Genomic DNA, 14,981 nt, shown 5'->3' with positions numbered 1-14,981 from the left:
ACGTGCTGGAATTGGTCAAGGCCGGTGGTTGGCCGATGATTCCGCTGCTGCTGCTGGCGGTGCTGGCCCTGGCCATCGTGGTGGAGCGGTTCTGGACGCTGCGCCGCAAGGAAGTACTGCCGCCGGGTCTGGGGCAGGAAGTCCGCACCTGGGCCGTGCGCGGCCAGCTGGAACAGGCTCATATCGAATCGCTGCGGCGCACTTCACCGCTGGGCGAATTGCTGGCCGCCGCGCTGGATGTACGCCATCGCCCTCGCGAACAGATACGCGAACGCATCGAAGACACCGGCCGGCATATCGTCCACCGGATGGAGAAGTTCCTTAACAGCCTGGGCAGCATCGCTTCGGCCGGTCCGCTGCTCGGCTTGCTGGGCACGGTAGTGGGCATGATCCAGATGTTCCTGGGCATCCTGGACAGTGGCGTGGGCGACGTGAATCAGTTGGCGGGCGGCATCGGCAAGGCGCTGGTTTGCGCCGCCACCGGCATGATCGTGGCGATCCCGGCGCTGATGTTCCATCGCTATTTCCGTGGCCGCGTGGCGAGCTATGTGATTGAGATGGAAAAGGAAGCGACCGCACTTCTGGACGCATTGGAAGCGCGGCATCCGCGCCCGGTCGTGCGCCCCGCTGCCACCGCATCCGCCACCGTCTCGGCCGGCGCCTGAGTTTCGCGATGCGGATACGCGACGACCGTGCCCAAGACGAACCGGAGATCAATCTGGTTCCACTGATCGATGTGATCCTGGTGCTGATCATCTTTTTCGTGATCACCACGACGTTCGACTCCCGTTCGATGCTGCAATTGCAGCTGCCCAGTGCCACGGGTGAGCCGGTGGCCGCGCAGACCAAGGCACTGAGCGTGCTGGTCAACGCCGACGGCCATTACTTCGTGGACGAGCACGAAGTGCTGCGCACCGACATCAATGCGCTCAAGCAAACCTTGACGCAGGTGGCGGGCGAAGATCGCCAGCGCACTGTGTTGCTACGTGCCGATGCGCGTACGCCGCACCAGGCGGTGGTGACCGCATTGGATGCCTTGGGCCAATTAGGCTTCCGCAAGATCTCCATCGCCACGGCGCCGGAGACCAAGAAGTGAGCGAGGCAGTGGGCGCGAACGTCTCGCCCTGGCAAACCTATCGGCGCCTGACCAGCCTGGCCAGCCCTTATAGCGGTCTGCTTTGGCTGGCCGCGCTGGGCATGACGATCGAAGCTGTGGCGGGTGCCGGCTTTACCTGGCTGATGGGCCCGATCGTCAACGAAACCTTCATCACCAAGAACACAGGCGTCAGTTTGCTGCTGCCACTGGCGATCGTAGGCTTGTTTCTGGCGCGTGGTTTCGCCGGCTACCTCACTGACTACAGCATGGCCAAATCAGGGCGTGGCATTGCGCGCGATCTGCGCGTCGCGGTGCTGGGCAAGTATCTGCGCCTGCCGGGATTGCGGTTCGATGTGGAGCCGGTGCCCTCGATGCTGATGCGGCTTGGCTCGGACAGCGATCAGGTCGCCCAGGCGGCGATCGATGCCATGAAGGTCATGGTCCAGCAATCGCTACAGGTCATCGCCATGCTGGGAGTGATGCTATGGACCAGTTGGCAGGTAACCATCGCCATCCTGGTGCTTGCACCGCCGTTGGCTTGGGTGATGGACAAAGTGGGCCGCCGCTATCGCCGCATCAGCCACCGCATCCAGGAAAGCGGCGGCAATCTGATGCAGTCCGCGGACCAGGCGCTTTCCAACCACAACGAAGTCAAGATCTACGGCGCGCAACAAGCGGAGCTTGAACGTTATCAGTCGCTGGCGAACACGCATCTGAAGCTGAGCCTGAAAGTGGAATCCACGCGCGGCATTTCTTCCGCGCTGGTGCAGTTGATGGGCGCGATCGGACTGGCGGTACTGCTGTTCCTGGCCGGGCGAGAAGCGATTGCCGGCCGTTTGAATGCCGGCGGTTTCGTGGTGCTGATGACCTCGATGATCGCCATCATTCCCGCACTGAAACAGCTGACGAACGTGCAAGGGATGCTGCAACGTGGCGTGGCTTCGGCCGAACGTCTTTTTTCGGTGCTCGATGCGCCGGATGAAGCCGATACCGGCGCGCTTCCGCTGGAGCGCACGCAAGGGCTGCTGGAATTCCGCAACGTATCGGCCCGTTACCCCGGTCAGACGCGGCCGGCGCTGGAAGACATCAGCTTTACTGCACGTCCTGGAACGGTGACGGCCATTGTCGGCCGTTCCGGTAGCGGCAAGTCCACGCTGATCAAGCTGATTCCACGTTTTTACGAGCCCGAGGCAGGCGTCATTCTGCTGGATGGCCATCCGTTGCAAGACTATCGTCTGGCCGATCTGCGCAGGCAGGTTGCGCTGGTGGGGCAGCAAGTGATGCTGTTCGACGGTACCGTGGCAGCGAATGTCGCTTATGGCGAGTTGCAGCAAGCGTCGCCGGAAGCGCTGGAGCAAGCGGTGCAGGGCGCCAACGCCATGGAGTTCGTGGAGGAGCTTCCGGCGGGATTGGACGAGCCAATCGGCAACAAGGGCGGCCGGTTGTCTGGTGGCCAGCGCCAGCGCCTTGCGATCGCCCGAGCCATGTTGAAAGATGCGCCGCTGCTGATCCTGGATGAAGCCACCGCTGCGCTGGACAACGAATCCGAACGGCTGGTGCAGAACGCATTGCAGAAGCTGATGCCGGACCGCACCACGCTGGTCATCGCGCATCGCTTGTCGACCATCGAACATGCCGACCAGGTGCTGGTGCTGGACCAGGGCCGGCTGGTGGAGCAGGGCACCCATTCCGAATTGCTCGCGCGCGGCGGGCTGTATGCGCACTTGCACCAGATGCAGTTCCGCGAAGGCGAGAACGGGTGAGCAAAGCGCAAACCAAGACGCCTGCCTATTGGTTCAACGACGCTCCGCCGCCGCTGTCCGCTCTTGCGCTTTCGCCGATCTATCGGGCGCTGATGGCGCTGCGTGGACGGCTGTTCGATGCGGGCGTGCTGCGCCGTCAACGGGTCGACGTGCCGGTGATCGTGGTCGGCAACATCACCGTGGGCGGTACCGGTAAGACACCGCTGACCATTGCCTTGGTGGAGCGCCTGCGCGCTGACGGCTACAAGCCGGGCGTGGCCAGTCGCGGTTATGGACGGCGCAACGAAGACAAGCCGCGCTGGGTGGATGCCGCGACTTCGCCCGAGGACGGCGGCGATGAGCCAGTGTTGATCGCTCGCCAGACCGGCATCCGAGTGCGAGTGGACCGCGATCGTGTCGCGGCCGCGCGCGCTTTGATTGCGGCAGGATGCGATGTAGTGATCTGCGACGATGGCCTGCAGCACTATCGGCTGCACCGCGACATCGAAATCGAAGTCATCGACGCCCAGCGCCGGTACGGCAACGGGCGTTTGTTGCCAGCCGGGCCGTTGCGTGAGCCGGCCGAGCGTGCGGCGCGCTGCGACTTCCGTGTACTGAACATCGCCCACGCCGAGATCGAAGCCGGTTTCGGTGAGTGGCCGATGCGCCTGAGCGCCGACTGCGCGTTGCCGTTGCGTGGCGGCCGCCCGCGCGCGCTGCCGTCGTTCGCCGGCCAGCGCGTGCACGCGGTAGCGGGAATCGGCAATCCGCAGCGCTTCTTCGATATGTTGCGTGGACTGGGATTGGGCGTCGTGCCGCATGCCTTTGAGGATCATCATCGCTACACCGAGGACGACTTCGCCTTCGGCAGCGAATTGCCGATACTGATGACCGAAAAAGACGCCGTGAAGTGCATGGAGCTCGCCGACGATTGGTTCTTCAGCGTGCCCGTGGCCGCGCAACTGCCCGAGGCATTCTGGGTGGCTTTGCTGGATCGGCTGAAAACGCCAAAAACTTCATCCATTGGCTGAGCGCGATCAGGATCGATGGTTTCAGGTATTTATGCGGAGTGGGAGGCTTTATAAGGCCTGATCAGCATCGCGTCTCGGTTTCCTTCTCCCTCCGGGAGAAGGTGCCCGGCGGGCGGATGAGGGAATGGCAATGACTTGCTAGCCAGATTTGCTACATGCGGACACTTCATGCCCTCATCCGCCGCTGCGCGCCACCTTCTCCCAGAGGGAGAAGGGAAGGGGCCGTCGGCTCCAGACGATCTGTCAGCACTTGAAACAAAAACGATCCAATCAAAATAACCCACTCACTTGAAACTGAGATCGCACACTCTCCATGTCGCCTAACCCAACCGCCTTCACCGTCGCCATTCCCGCCCGCTACGCGGCCTCCCGCCTGCCGGGCAAGCCATTGCGACTGTTGGGCGGAGAACCGCTGGTCGTGCATGTAGCACGCCGGGCGCTGGCGGCGGGGGCGGGCGAAGTCTGGGTAGCCACGGACGACGAGCGCATCCGCGACGCACTCGAGTCCACCGAAGTACGCGTCGCCATGACCTCACCCGCGCATGCGTCCGGGAGCGACCGCCTGGCCGAATGCGCCGATATCGCGGGCTGGTCCGACGACACCTTGGTGGTCAATCTCCAAGGGGACGAGCCCTTTGCCCCCCCGGCGGGCATCCGTGCGGTCGCCGATGCGTTGGCCGACACCGGGGCGGACATGGCGACCTTGGCCGTGCCGATCACCGACGCCGAAACCCTGTTCGATCCCAATGCCGTGAAGCTGGTGCGTGCCACCAATGGCGACGCGCTGTACTTCAGCCGTGCGCCCATTCCCTGGCACCGCGATGCATTTGCACGGAGCCGCGATGCGATGCCGCCTGGCGAATGGCTACGCCACATCGGCATCTACGCGTATCGCGCCGGTTTCCTGCGGCGGTTCTCGGCGATGCCGCCCGGCCGGCTGGAACAGGTGGAATCGCTGGAGCAACTGCGGGTGCTGGAGGCCGGGTTCCGGATCGCGGTGGCGCTGACGCCGGAGCCATTTCCGCCGGGCGTGGACACACCGGAAGATCTGGTGCGCGCCGAAGCCATATTGGTGGGTGGCCTTTGAAGCTGCTGGTGGTGTGCCTGGGCAATATCTGCCGCTCGCCATTGGCCGAGGGTGCCCTGCGTGCGCATATCGAAGCCTCGCGTCTTGCGGGCAGGGTGGAAGTGGATTCCGCCGGCACCGGCCATTGGCACCAGGGCGAGCCGCCGGACCGCCGCGCCATTGCCTGCGCGCGTACTCACGGCCTGGATATCTCGGGTCAGCGGGCGCGGCAATTGAATCGAGATGACTTCGATCACTTCGACTGGCTGCTTTGTGCTGATGCCAGTGTGGTGCGCGATGTGCTGCGGGTCGCGCCGCCAGCCAGCGAAGGCAAGGTGGCGCTGCTGCTGGAGTGGGCCGGGCTGGAGGAAGGCGGTGAAATCCCGGATCCCTACACCGGCGGCTCGGCGGATTTCGAACGGGTCTGGCGACTGGTCGATTCAGCCGCATCAGCGGTTGTGCACCGCCTGTCGCAAATGTGACACTTCGGCATAATCAAGGAAGACGATGAACGCCGCTCTCGCACCCGAACTTCCCCGTGGCCTGCAATGGCTGAATGCACCCGCCACCTCGCTGCATGACCAGCGGGGCCGGATCGTCGCGCTGGCATTCGTCAATGCCGCCTCCGCGTGGTGTGGGCAGCGGCTGAACGAGCTGACCTCGCTGCAGTCCCGGTATCCCGGCCGGCTGCAGGCTCTGATCGTCAACGTGCCGCGTTTTGATAGCGAACGCGATCCGGAAAGCGCGTTGAAACGCCTGCGCCGGCACGGCGTAGGCCTGCCCATTGCGCAGGACGCAGATTGGGCCGCCTGGCAGCGTTTCGGCATCGATGCCTGGCCGACCGTGCTGTTGATCGACGGTGAAGGACACGTCCGCCACCGCGTGGTAGGCGTGGATGCCTCGTCCGAGCTGGAGCGCTCGGTCGCCACGCTGTGCGAGACCTTGCATTCGCCCACCGACGACGACTTGCGCGACGCTGCTGAAAGCAGCCCCGAGCCGCGGCTGCCGTTGCGTTTTCCCACCGGCTTGGTCGCCACGCCGGAGCGCTTGTTCATTGCCGACAGCGGGCACCACCGCATCCTGGAGTGCACACACCACGGCCGCGTCGTCCGGCAGTTCGGCATGGGAACACCGGATTTCGCCGATGGCGATTCCGACCACGCCGCATTCCGCCGTCCGCAGGGCCTGGCTCTGTTGCGTGAGTCGCTGTATGTGGCGGATACCGGCAACCACGCGCTGCGTTGTATCACCTTGTCTAGTGGCGTCGTGGCCACGTTGTGCGGCAACGGCCGCCCGGGGGATACGGTCGAAGGCTTGGCTACGGTGCCGCGCGATGTGTTCTTGAACCAGCCGCAGGCGCTCGCGGTAGTCAATAACCAGGTTTATCTGGCGACCGCGGGCGACAATCGCATCTGGAGCTACGACCTGGGCACGCGCGAGCTGCAGCGGCGGGCGGGGTCCGGGCAACTGGACTTGCGCGACGGCAGTGGACCGATGGCCGCCTTCGCTCAGCCGACTTCGCTGGCGGCGGTGCACCAGGCGGTCTACATTTGCGACACCTTGGGTTCGGCGATCCGCTCGCTGCAGTTGCGCGGCGACATTGTGCAGACGCTGGTGGGGCAGGGACTTTGGGATTTCGGGGCCGAAGACGGTCCGCGCGAATCGGCGCGTTTGCAGCATCCGCAAGCCATTGCGCTCAGTCCCGATGCACCGCTGTTGTGGATCGCCGACACCGGCAACGGCAGCTTGCGTACCTTGCGGCTGGGTGGTGGAGAACTCACCACCGTCGCCTTGCCGCGCCCCTTGCGAGGACCCGCGGGGCTGGCGGTTGCCGCAGGCTCGGTGTGGATCGCGGAAACCGATGCGCATGTGGTGCTGCGTTACGATATCGCCACCGGCGAACTGAGCCACGTCCCGATCGACGAATGAGTGGTACCGACAAGTTGGATTTCGATGGCAAGGCTTTCGCGGCCGGCCTGAGTACGGCTCCAGGGGTGTACCGCATGTACGCCGCCGACGACAGCCTGCTGTACGTCGGCAAGGCCGGCGCGCTGCGCAAGCGCGTTTCCAGTTACTTCAGCAACACGCCCAAGACCCCGCGCACGCTGGCCATGCTGGCGCAAGTGGCGCGGATGGATGTCACCGTCACCCGCACCGAGGGCGAAGCGCTGCTGCTGGAAAACCAGCTGATCAAGTCGTTATTGCCGCGCTACAACGTGCTGTTGCGCGATGACAAGAGCTACCCCTACGTGCTGTTGACCCAGGAAACCTGGCCACGTATCGCGTTGCACCGCGGGCCCCGTGCGGTGCCTGGACGTTATTTCGGCCCGTATCCCGGTGTTACTGCCGTGCGCGATACGCTCAACCTGATGCAGAAGCTGTTCAAGATCCGCAACTGCGAAGACAGCGTATTCCGTAACCGCACCCGGCCTTGCCTGCAGTACCAGATCGGCCGTTGCAGCGCGCCCTGCGTGGATCTGGTGCCGGAGGCGGAATATGCCGAGTCGGTGCGCCGCGCCAGCCTGTTCCTCGACGGCCGTAGCGATGAACTGACGGGCGAATTGAACGGTGCCATGGAAGCGGCCAGCGCGCGCCTGGATTTCGAACAGGCCGCCCGTCTGCGTGATCTGGTGGGCTCGATTCGCAGCCTGCAGGCGCGCCAGTATGTCGACGGCCACGCGGCCGACCTGGACGTGCTGGCGTGCGCTATGCAGGGCAGCACGGCTTGCGTGCTGCTATTGGCTTTCCGCGATGGCCGCAATCTGGGCACGCGCACTTTTTTCCCCAAGACCAACGGCGAAGACAGCGCCGAGGAAGTACTTGCCGCGTTCGTGTCGCAGTACTACGCCGAGCAATTGCCGCCGCGGGAAATCGTGCTGGACCGCGGTATCCCCGACGCCGCATTGATCGAATCGGCGCTGTCGGCTGCCGCCGGCCGCAAAGTGCAGCTGAAATGGAATGTCCGCAGCGAACGCGCCGGCTATCTGGATCTGGCCAAGCGCAATGCCGAAATTGCGCTGGTCACGGAAGTGTCCAGCCGCAACGCGCAAACCGCACGCAGTGAAGCACTGCGCGACATGCTGGGATTGAGTGAACCGGCGCGGCGCATCGAGTGCTTCGATATCAGTCATACGATGGGTGAGGCGACGGTCGCGTCGTGCGTGGTGTTCGACGCCAACGGCCCGGTGCGCGGGCAATACCGGCGCTACAACATCACCGGCATAGAGCCGGGCGACGATTACGCCGCCATGCGGCAGGCTATCGAGCGGCGCTTTCGGCGCGCGGTGGAAGAAGGCGGTGTACTCCCGGATGTGCTGCTGATCGATGGCGGCGAGGGACAGTTGACGCAAGCGAAAAGCGCACTGGCTGACCTGGGCGTGGATGGTGGCGTGGTATTGGTCGGTGTGGCCAAGGGCGAAGAGCGCAGAGCCGGTCACGAAACTCTCATCTTGGAGAATGGCCGCGAAATCCGGCCGGGTGCCGCTTCGCCTGCGTTGCAATTGATTCAGCAAGTACGCGACGAAGCGCACCGTTTTGCCATCACCGGCCATCGCGGTAAGCGGCAAAAAGCGCGCATGACGAGTAAGCTGGAAGACATCGCCGGCATCGGCCCGCGCCGGCGCGCCAGTCTGCTCAAGCATTTTGGTGGATTGGCCGGATTGAAAGCCGCCGGTGCCGACGAAATCGCGCGCGTCGACGGGATTAATGCCGCGCTGGCCGAGCGAATCTACGCTAACCTGCACGGATTGCCGCCACCGACCGCAGGAAACGAGTAATCGCGTAATGAAGTTGACCGTCCCCACCTGGCTTACCCTGCTGCGAATCGTATTGATTCCAGTGCTGGTGCTGGTGTTCTACCTGCCGTTCAAGTGGACCAACTTCGCGGCGGCTTTCGTCTTCATCCTGGCAGCCGTTACCGATTGGCTGGACGGCTGGATCGCACGCCGCTACCACCTGTATTCCGCTTTCGGCGCCTTCCTGGATCCGGTGGCGGACAAGCTGATGGTGGCGGTAGCGCTGTTCCTCATCGTGCAGGACAACCCCACCATGTGGATGGCCATCTGGGCCGCCGTCATCGTGGGTCGCGAGATCGCGGTTTCCGCCTTGCGTGAATGGATGGCCGAACTCGGCCAGCGCGCCACCGTCAAGGTGGCGTCGCTGGGCAAGATCAAAACCATCGTGCAAATGGTGGCCCTGGGCTGCCTGCTGTATGCGTCGACGCCGGGCAAGCTGGACCGCTCGGATATCTGGCTGGGCGAGTGGATTTTCCACCTCGGCGACTGGTTGCTGGCGTTGGCGGCCATTCTCACCTTGTGGTCGGGAGGCCAGTATTTACGGGCTGCGTGGCCGATTTTGCGTGCCGATGAAAAAAAGGCTGTTGACAGCCCGAAACAAGACGCTACAATTTCGCCTCTCTCGACGCGGGAATAGCTCAGTTGGTAGAGCGCAACCTTGCCAAGGTTGAGGTCGCGAGTTCGAGTCTCGTTTCCCGCTCCAGATAGAGACCCACGAATCCACTGAAACTCGTGGGTCGTTGAAAACAAGGGACTTCGGTCCCTTTTTTCATGCCTGTAGATTTCTGCTGGAATCCAGGCAAGTCCAATGCTCCAGCGTCCTTCCTCTCCGTAGGAGCGGCGTTCCGCCGCGAGCTTTTGTTTTGTATGAAGCGACAACGGACGAGCTCGCGACCAGAGGCCGCTCCCACACGAGAACAAGCGAGTTCAGCTCGACGCCGTTGAGCAACGTTGTCGCGTGCGCCGTGGGAATGTTCGACGACGAGTGGTCGTGACGCACGCTGCAGGAAGAAGGTTCGCACCTCGTTTACGCAAAAGCCCATAGCATCTCGGCGACCGCCCAACCGTAGGAGCCGCCATGCGCCTCAAGGACAAAGTGGTGCTGGTTACCGGCGCTGGCCAAGGTATCGGCCGCGGAATAGCACTGCGAAGCGCAGAGGAAGGCGCCCGGGTGATCATCGCCGATCTGCTCGACGACGCGGATTCCAGGCATACCTTGGCACTGGTGGAAGAGGCGGGAGGCGAAGGCTGCGTACTGGCGGCGGATGTCGCCAGTGTCGATGCGGTACGCAGGCTGGTCGCCGACGGAGTGAGCCGGATGGGGCACATCGATATCCTGGTCAACAACGCCGGTATAGAGCTTTGCGCACCGTTTGCTGACGTGGCCGAGGCGGACTACGACCGCGTGCTGGACGTCAACCTCAAGGGCGCTTTCTTCACGGCGCAGGCGTTCGTCCGCCATCGGCTTGAAGCCGGCCCAGGCGGTCGCATCATCAACATCAGTTCGGTGCACGAACAACTGCCTTTTCCCAATTTCGCCAGCTACAGTGCCAGCAAGGGCGGCATGATGATGCTGATGCGCAACCTGGCGGTGGAATTGGCGCCGATGGGTATCACCGTCAACAACGTTGCCCCCGGTGCGATCCGTACCCCCATCAACGCGCCCATACTCGATGATCCAGCGCTGCTGGAACCGTTGCTGGCGAACATCCCGCTCAAGCGCCTGGGGACTCCACGCGATGTTGCCGGTGCGGTTGTCTTCCTGGCTTCCGCCGACGCGGACTACATCACCGGCAGTACCGTCTATGTCGATGGCGGATTGCTTTGGGACTACACGGAAAAGCGCGTCAGGACCGATGAGCAGCAAGCGGGTTGACCGCGAAGACGCCGAGCTCAATGCCGCGAAGGTGGCTGAAATAGCGCAGCGGACACGTCGACGCCCGCCGACCGATACCAGGAATTGTTCGTTGCCGTGCAGGCCGGCCGGATATTTGCCGACAGTAAGATTTTCGTCGACTGCGCGCCGCTGGGAGATCATTGCTGCCATTGCCAAATCCCTGCGTGGTGCCGGGAGGGCGTTTCGGCGACACCGTCCTGGCGTTGGCAGGTTTTGGCCTCGCATGGCTATAGTGTGACTTCTGAAAAGCGCCGGCGCCGGCCTGCTCGCTATCAAGGGAAACAATGATCGAACGTCCTTCCGCCTTTCGCCTTCCAGCGCCAGCAAGCTGGCGTGGCATCACGGGTTGGTTGTCGCGTGTGCCCGTCAAGGATCCAGTCGACAGGCGCAATGCGCCGATGTTGCAGCTTGTACTCCTCATGCTCGGCTCGTTGCCGCCGCTGGCGTGGGCCTACCGGATTTTCGTAGCTCCGGCGCCTTGGCGTCCGGGCGAGACTTTCAGCTTGGCGCTGAGCGTACTGTTGAGCGCCCTGGCGGTTTTCAGCGTCGTCCTGATTCGGCGTGGCCGGTTCCAGTGGGCGGTCCGCCAGTTCATGGCGCTGGTGGCCGTGGTGATGATGCTCTCGTATATCGGCAACGGATTCGATGCGAACCGTTTCGAGCAGCCGATCCAGATGATTTGGCTGGTTATCTCAGGACTGATGATCGGACGCCGCGCGCTGTGGTTGATGTACGGGTGGACCGTGTTGACCTTCGCCGTCGGTGCCTTGCGAGATACCGAGGTGAAAGTCGCGGCAGCCGCTTCCGCCGCCAACATCATCGGTGATGTGGCGATCAGCGCGATCATTTTCCTGTTCATTGCGGTGGTGGTGGATCGCAGCGCGGCTGCGCTACGCGAAAGCTTGAGCGAAGCAACCAGCCGCGGCGACCAGTTGGCGCGGGCCAACCAGCGCTTGCAGGCCGAGATCGCCGAACGCGAGCGGGTACAGCACCAGCTGATCCACTCGCAGAAAGTCGAAGCGGTAGGGCGCCTGGCCGGCGGCGTGGCGCACGACTTCAATCATTTGCTCGGCTTGGTGCTGGGCTATGCCCAGCGTGGCCAGCGTGCGCGCGACGAGGAAGAAAAGCAGAAGGCGCTGATCGGGGTGGAATCCGCGGCGCGTCGGGCGACGGCGGTCAGCCAGAAGCTACTCAGTTTCAGCCGCCAGGATGTTGCGCAGCCCGAGGTTTTCGATGCCAACGAGGCTTTGCGTGAAATGCAGGGACCGCTACGCCAACTGTTCGATCCTTCGGTGGAAATCGTTTTCGATCTTGCTGAGCAGCCTGCGCTGATCCATTTTGATCGGGCGCAGTTCGAGCTGATGATCCTGAATATCGCGGCCAACGCCAACTACGCCATGCCCGATGGCGGGAGTTTTCATGTCGCCGTACGGGCATTGAGCGAACCGGCCCGTGTGGCTATCGAGCTTCGTGATACAGGCTGCGGCATGGACGATGAGACGCGCGCCCACATCTTCGAGCCATTCTTCACCACCAAGCCGCGCGGGCAGGGAACCGGGCTTGGCTTGGCCGTGATCCACGATTTGATACTGAATTCGGAAGGCAGCATCGAGGTGAAGAGTTCGCCCGGCAATGGTGCTGAGTTTTCCATTCATCTGCCGTCCGCCGCGACGAATTTTCAAGAATAGCCTCGGCGGATCAGTCGGATGAAGCGATTGGTTCGGCGCGTGTTGCCATGCGCCACCCGGTTAGGTCATAATCCAACGTCTTGATCGCAAGGGAAATTTGCTGATCAGGGAGATCACGGGGCCGGCGTTGTTCCAGCTGGTATCCCGCCCAAAGATGACGTCTGTGCAGCCAGTGCAGAGGATTCGAAGGGAGAGCAAATCAGGCCCCGCACGCGGGGTTTTGTTTTGCAAGGCGCTTGAAATAGCGCCTTGATTGCGCCAGTCTGGCGCACGTCACCGGCCTGGTGGCAGAGTGGTCATGCAGCGGACTGCAAATCCGCGTACGCCGGTTCAATTCCGACCCAGGCCTCCAGTTTTTTCGCCGGAATTTCGGCACAAGCCGGCCATTTATGGCCGGTTTTTTGTTTGTTGTCCCGTTCTGCCGGACGGTGACGCCTCGGCTTTCCATTCTGGTGCGGCTGAGGCAGGCTATCCCCATGCCCGGATGGCGAAATTGGTAGACGCATCGGACTTAAAATCCGCCGGCCGCGAGGCCATGCCGGTTCGATTCCGGCTCCGGGCACCAGCTTCTATTCACGAATCGCCATCCATGTAGGATGGAGTCGTCGGCTCCCCTTTTTGGCATGGATTTCCGATGGGACGCTATCTTCCTTATGTATTGAGCATCGCGCTGACCCTGCTTTCGCTGGCGTTGGCTATTCGCTGGCCGGTTTGGACTTGGGCTGCGGCGATATTCGGGTTGCTGGCGCTGCTGGGTACCTGGGATCTGCTGCAAAGGCGCAGCACGTTGCGCCGCAATTATCCGATGCTGGCGCATTTTCGCTATGGCTTGGAGTCGGTGGGCCCGGAGATCCGCCAATACTTCATCGAGGGCGATACGGCCGAAGTGCCATTTTCTCGCCAGCAGCGTTCACTGGTTTATCAGCGCGCCAAGGGCGTGATGGATGTCGTGCCGTTCGGAAGCCAGCAGGACGTCTACAGCGTCGACTACGAGTGGATCAATCATTCGATGGCGCCGGCGTCGATCGATTCGCACGACTTCCGTATCGTCATTGGCGCGGGTAGTGCGCAGCCGTATTCGGCGAGCGTGTTCAATATTTCGGCGATGAGTTTCGGTGCGCTGTCGGCCAATGCCATTCGCGCGTTGAACGGTGGCGCGCGGCGCGGCGGTTTCTATCACGACACAGGCGAGGGGTCGATTTCGCCTTATCACCGGGAGAACGGCGGAGATCTGGTGTGGGAGATCGGATCGGGCTACTTCGGTTGCCGTGACGAGCAGGGCCGCTTCAGCGAAGAGCGCTTTGCCGAGAACGCTCGCTCGCCGCAAGTGAAGATGATCGAACTGAAGTTGTCGCAAGGCGCCAAGCCAGGACATGGCGGAGTGCTGCCCGCGGCCAAGGTCAGCCCTGAGATCGCAGCGACTCGCGGCGTGCCGATGGGGCACGACTGCGTATCGCCAGCGCAACATTCCGAGTTTTCCACACCTGTTGGGCTGCTGCAGTTCGTCGCGCGTTTGCGTGAGTTGTCCGGTGGAAAACCGACGGGGTTCAAGCTGGCGATCGGGCATCCCTGGGAGTGGTTCGGTATCGCCAAGGCGATGCGGGAAACCGGCCTGTTGCCTGACTTCATTGTGGTCGACGGCGCCGAAGGAGGCACCGGTGCAGCGCCGGCGGAGTTCATCGACCATATTGGCGTACCGATGCATGAGGCGCTGCTGCTGGTCCACAACACGCTGGTGGGGCTGGATTTGCGCGACCGCATCCGCATTGGTGCGGCAGGCAAGATCACCAGCGCATTCGACATCGCTCGTACGATGGCCATGGGTGCGGACTGGTGCAATGCGGCTCGCGGTTTCATGTTCGCGCTGGGCTGCATTCAAGCGCAAAGCTGCCATAACGATCGCTGCCCCACCGGTGTGGCCACGCAGAATCCGCAGCGCTGGAAACATCTGGACGTAGCGGACAAGGAGGTCCGTGTGCAGCAGTTTCATGCCAATACGCTGAAGGCGTTGCGCGACATGTTGTGCGCTGCCGGGCTCAGCCATCCACAACAACTTGGACCGGAGCACATCCTCCGCCGGGTCTCGCCTATCGAAGTGCGCTCGCTGGCGGCGCTATATCGTTTTCTCGAACCCGGCGAGTTGATCGACGGCGTGCCGGAACATGCAGTGTTCCGCGAATTCTGGGCCGACGCCCGCAGCGACGCCTTCACCGCGCCGGCCAAGGTCAGCGCGTTATGCGATTCCAAGGATCGTTAGGTGTGAGTCGAGCCCAGTTCGGTTTCGGATACGACGTAGAGCGGAGCTTGCTCCGCTGCTCTTGTTGGACGGCGCACGATGACCGGACGTGGATCGAAGAGCAGCCGAGCAAGCTCGGCTCTACGAGGGGGCGCCACCCTAGGGGGTCCGCGGGCCATGTAGAGCGGAGCTTGCTCCGCTGCTCTTGTTTGACGGCGCGCGTTGGCCGGGCGTGGATCGAAGAGCAGCCGAGCAAGCTCGGCTCTACGAGAAGCGCCATCCAGGGAGTCCGCGGCCTCCATGTAGAGCGGAGCTTGCTCCGCTGCTCTTGAGGGACGGCGCACGATGACCGGACGTGGATCGAAGAGCAGCCGAGCAAGCTCGGCTCTACGAGAAGCGCCATCCAGGGAGTCCGCGGCCTCCATGTAGAG

General features: G+C 63.0%; 12 protein-coding genes and 3 tRNA genes. All 15 read left to right on the top strand.

Annotated features, from left to right (window positions below; translation table 11 throughout):
- Positions 1 to 2 precede the first annotated feature (2 nt).
- The 15 genes from AADW18_RS18110 (at position 3) to AADW18_RS18040 (ending at position 14,571) form a co-directional block, all read left to right on the top strand.
- The gene (locus AADW18_RS18110) at positions 3 to 665 is read left to right on the top strand and encodes a MotA/TolQ/ExbB proton channel family protein (protein WP_337344802.1); all 663 of its coding nucleotides are present in this window, start codon (positions 3 to 5) and stop codon (positions 663 to 665) included.
- An 8-nt stretch (positions 666 to 673) separates the two neighbouring features.
- On the top strand, positions 674 to 1,096 hold the full coding sequence (locus AADW18_RS18105; RefSeq protein ID WP_337344801.1) for a biopolymer transporter ExbD: 423 nt from the start codon (positions 674 to 676) through the stop codon (positions 1,094 to 1,096).
- The gene (msbA, locus tag AADW18_RS18100; protein ID WP_337344800.1) at positions 1,093 to 2,859 is read left to right on the top strand and encodes a lipid A export permease/ATP-binding protein MsbA; all 1,767 of its coding nucleotides are present in this window, start codon (positions 1,093 to 1,095) and stop codon (positions 2,857 to 2,859) included. The genes AADW18_RS18105 and msbA overlap by 4 nt, the downstream gene beginning before the upstream one ends.
- Positions 2,856 to 3,869: a tetraacyldisaccharide 4'-kinase gene (gene lpxK / locus AADW18_RS18095; RefSeq protein WP_337344799.1), complete on the top strand. Its 1,014-nt coding sequence runs from the start codon at positions 2,856 to 2,858 to the stop codon at positions 3,867 to 3,869. Before msbA ends, lpxK begins: the two co-directional genes overlap by 4 nt.
- Positions 3,870 to 4,182: 313 nt before the next feature.
- Positions 4,183 to 4,956, top strand: coding sequence for a 3-deoxy-manno-octulosonate cytidylyltransferase (gene kdsB / locus AADW18_RS18090; RefSeq protein ID WP_337344798.1), 774 nt, complete (start codon positions 4,183 to 4,185; stop codon positions 4,954 to 4,956).
- Entirely contained in the window at positions 4,953 to 5,417 is a 465-nt protein-coding gene (locus AADW18_RS18085) for a low molecular weight protein-tyrosine-phosphatase (protein ID WP_337344797.1), read from the top strand. The genes kdsB and AADW18_RS18085 overlap by 4 nt, the downstream gene beginning before the upstream one ends.
- A 25-nt stretch (positions 5,418 to 5,442) precedes the next feature.
- Entirely contained in the window at positions 5,443 to 6,864 is a 1,422-nt protein-coding gene (locus AADW18_RS18080) for a redoxin domain-containing protein (protein WP_337344796.1), read from the top strand.
- Positions 6,861 to 8,711 carry an excinuclease ABC subunit UvrC gene (uvrC, locus tag AADW18_RS18075; protein WP_337344795.1) on the top strand — a complete coding sequence of 617 codons (1,851 nt, stop codon included), beginning with the start codon at positions 6,861 to 6,863 and terminating at the stop codon, positions 8,709 to 8,711. The genes AADW18_RS18080 and uvrC overlap by 4 nt, the downstream gene beginning before the upstream one ends.
- 7 nt (positions 8,712 to 8,718) lie before the next feature.
- Entirely contained in the window at positions 8,719 to 9,366 is a 648-nt protein-coding gene (gene pgsA / locus AADW18_RS18070; RefSeq protein WP_337344794.1) for a CDP-diacylglycerol--glycerol-3-phosphate 3-phosphatidyltransferase, read from the top strand.
- A tRNA-Gly gene (locus AADW18_RS18065) sits at positions 9,357 to 9,432 on the top strand. The genes pgsA and AADW18_RS18065 overlap by 10 nt, the downstream gene beginning before the upstream one ends.
- 375 nt (positions 9,433 to 9,807) lie before the next feature.
- Positions 9,808 to 10,605: a glucose 1-dehydrogenase gene (locus AADW18_RS18060; protein WP_337344793.1), complete on the top strand. Its 798-nt coding sequence runs from the start codon at positions 9,808 to 9,810 to the stop codon at positions 10,603 to 10,605.
- A gap of 305 nt (positions 10,606 to 10,910) precedes the next feature.
- Positions 10,911 to 12,314, top strand: a complete 1,404-nt coding sequence (locus AADW18_RS18055; protein ID WP_337344792.1) for an ATP-binding protein — start codon at positions 10,911 to 10,913, stop codon at positions 12,312 to 12,314.
- Positions 12,315 to 12,592: 278 nt separating this feature from the next.
- A tRNA-Cys gene (locus AADW18_RS18050) sits at positions 12,593 to 12,666 on the top strand.
- A gap of 126 nt (positions 12,667 to 12,792) precedes the next feature.
- Positions 12,793 to 12,879, top strand: a tRNA-Leu gene (locus tag AADW18_RS18045).
- Between the two features lie 69 nt (positions 12,880 to 12,948).
- On the top strand, positions 12,949 to 14,571 hold the full coding sequence (locus AADW18_RS18040) for an FMN-binding glutamate synthase family protein (RefSeq protein ID WP_337344791.1): 1,623 nt from the start codon (positions 12,949 to 12,951) through the stop codon (positions 14,569 to 14,571).
- Positions 14,572 to 14,981 lie beyond the last annotated feature (410 nt).

Source organism: Pseudoxanthomonas sp. CCNWLY206-1, assembly GCF_039710385.1.
In the GTDB taxonomy this organism is placed as follows: domain Bacteria; phylum Pseudomonadota; class Gammaproteobacteria; order Xanthomonadales; family Xanthomonadaceae; genus Pseudoxanthomonas_A.
The sequence above is the reverse complement of the archived record's forward strand: the minus strand, read 5'-3'. Positions and strand labels throughout refer to the sequence as shown.

Coding starts and splice junctions, on each gene's coding strand:
- AADW18_RS18105 (WP_337344801.1), top strand. CDS start 674: ATGCGGATACGCGACGACCGTGCCCAAGACGAACCGGAGATCAATCTG.
- kdsB (WP_337344798.1), top strand. CDS start 4,183: ATGTCGCCTAACCCAACCGCCTTCACCGTCGCCATTCCCGCCCGCTAC.
- AADW18_RS18080 (WP_337344796.1), top strand. CDS start 5,443: ATGAACGCCGCTCTCGCACCCGAACTTCCCCGTGGCCTGCAATGGCTG.
- uvrC (WP_337344795.1), top strand. CDS start 6,861: ATGAGTGGTACCGACAAGTTGGATTTCGATGGCAAGGCTTTCGCGGCC.
- pgsA (WP_337344794.1), top strand. CDS start 8,719: ATGAAGTTGACCGTCCCCACCTGGCTTACCCTGCTGCGAATCGTATTG.
- AADW18_RS18060 (WP_337344793.1), top strand. CDS start 9,808: ATGCGCCTCAAGGACAAAGTGGTGCTGGTTACCGGCGCTGGCCAAGGT.
- AADW18_RS18055 (WP_337344792.1), top strand. CDS start 10,911: ATGATCGAACGTCCTTCCGCCTTTCGCCTTCCAGCGCCAGCAAGCTGG.
- AADW18_RS18040 (WP_337344791.1), top strand. CDS start 12,949: ATGGGACGCTATCTTCCTTATGTATTGAGCATCGCGCTGACCCTGCTT.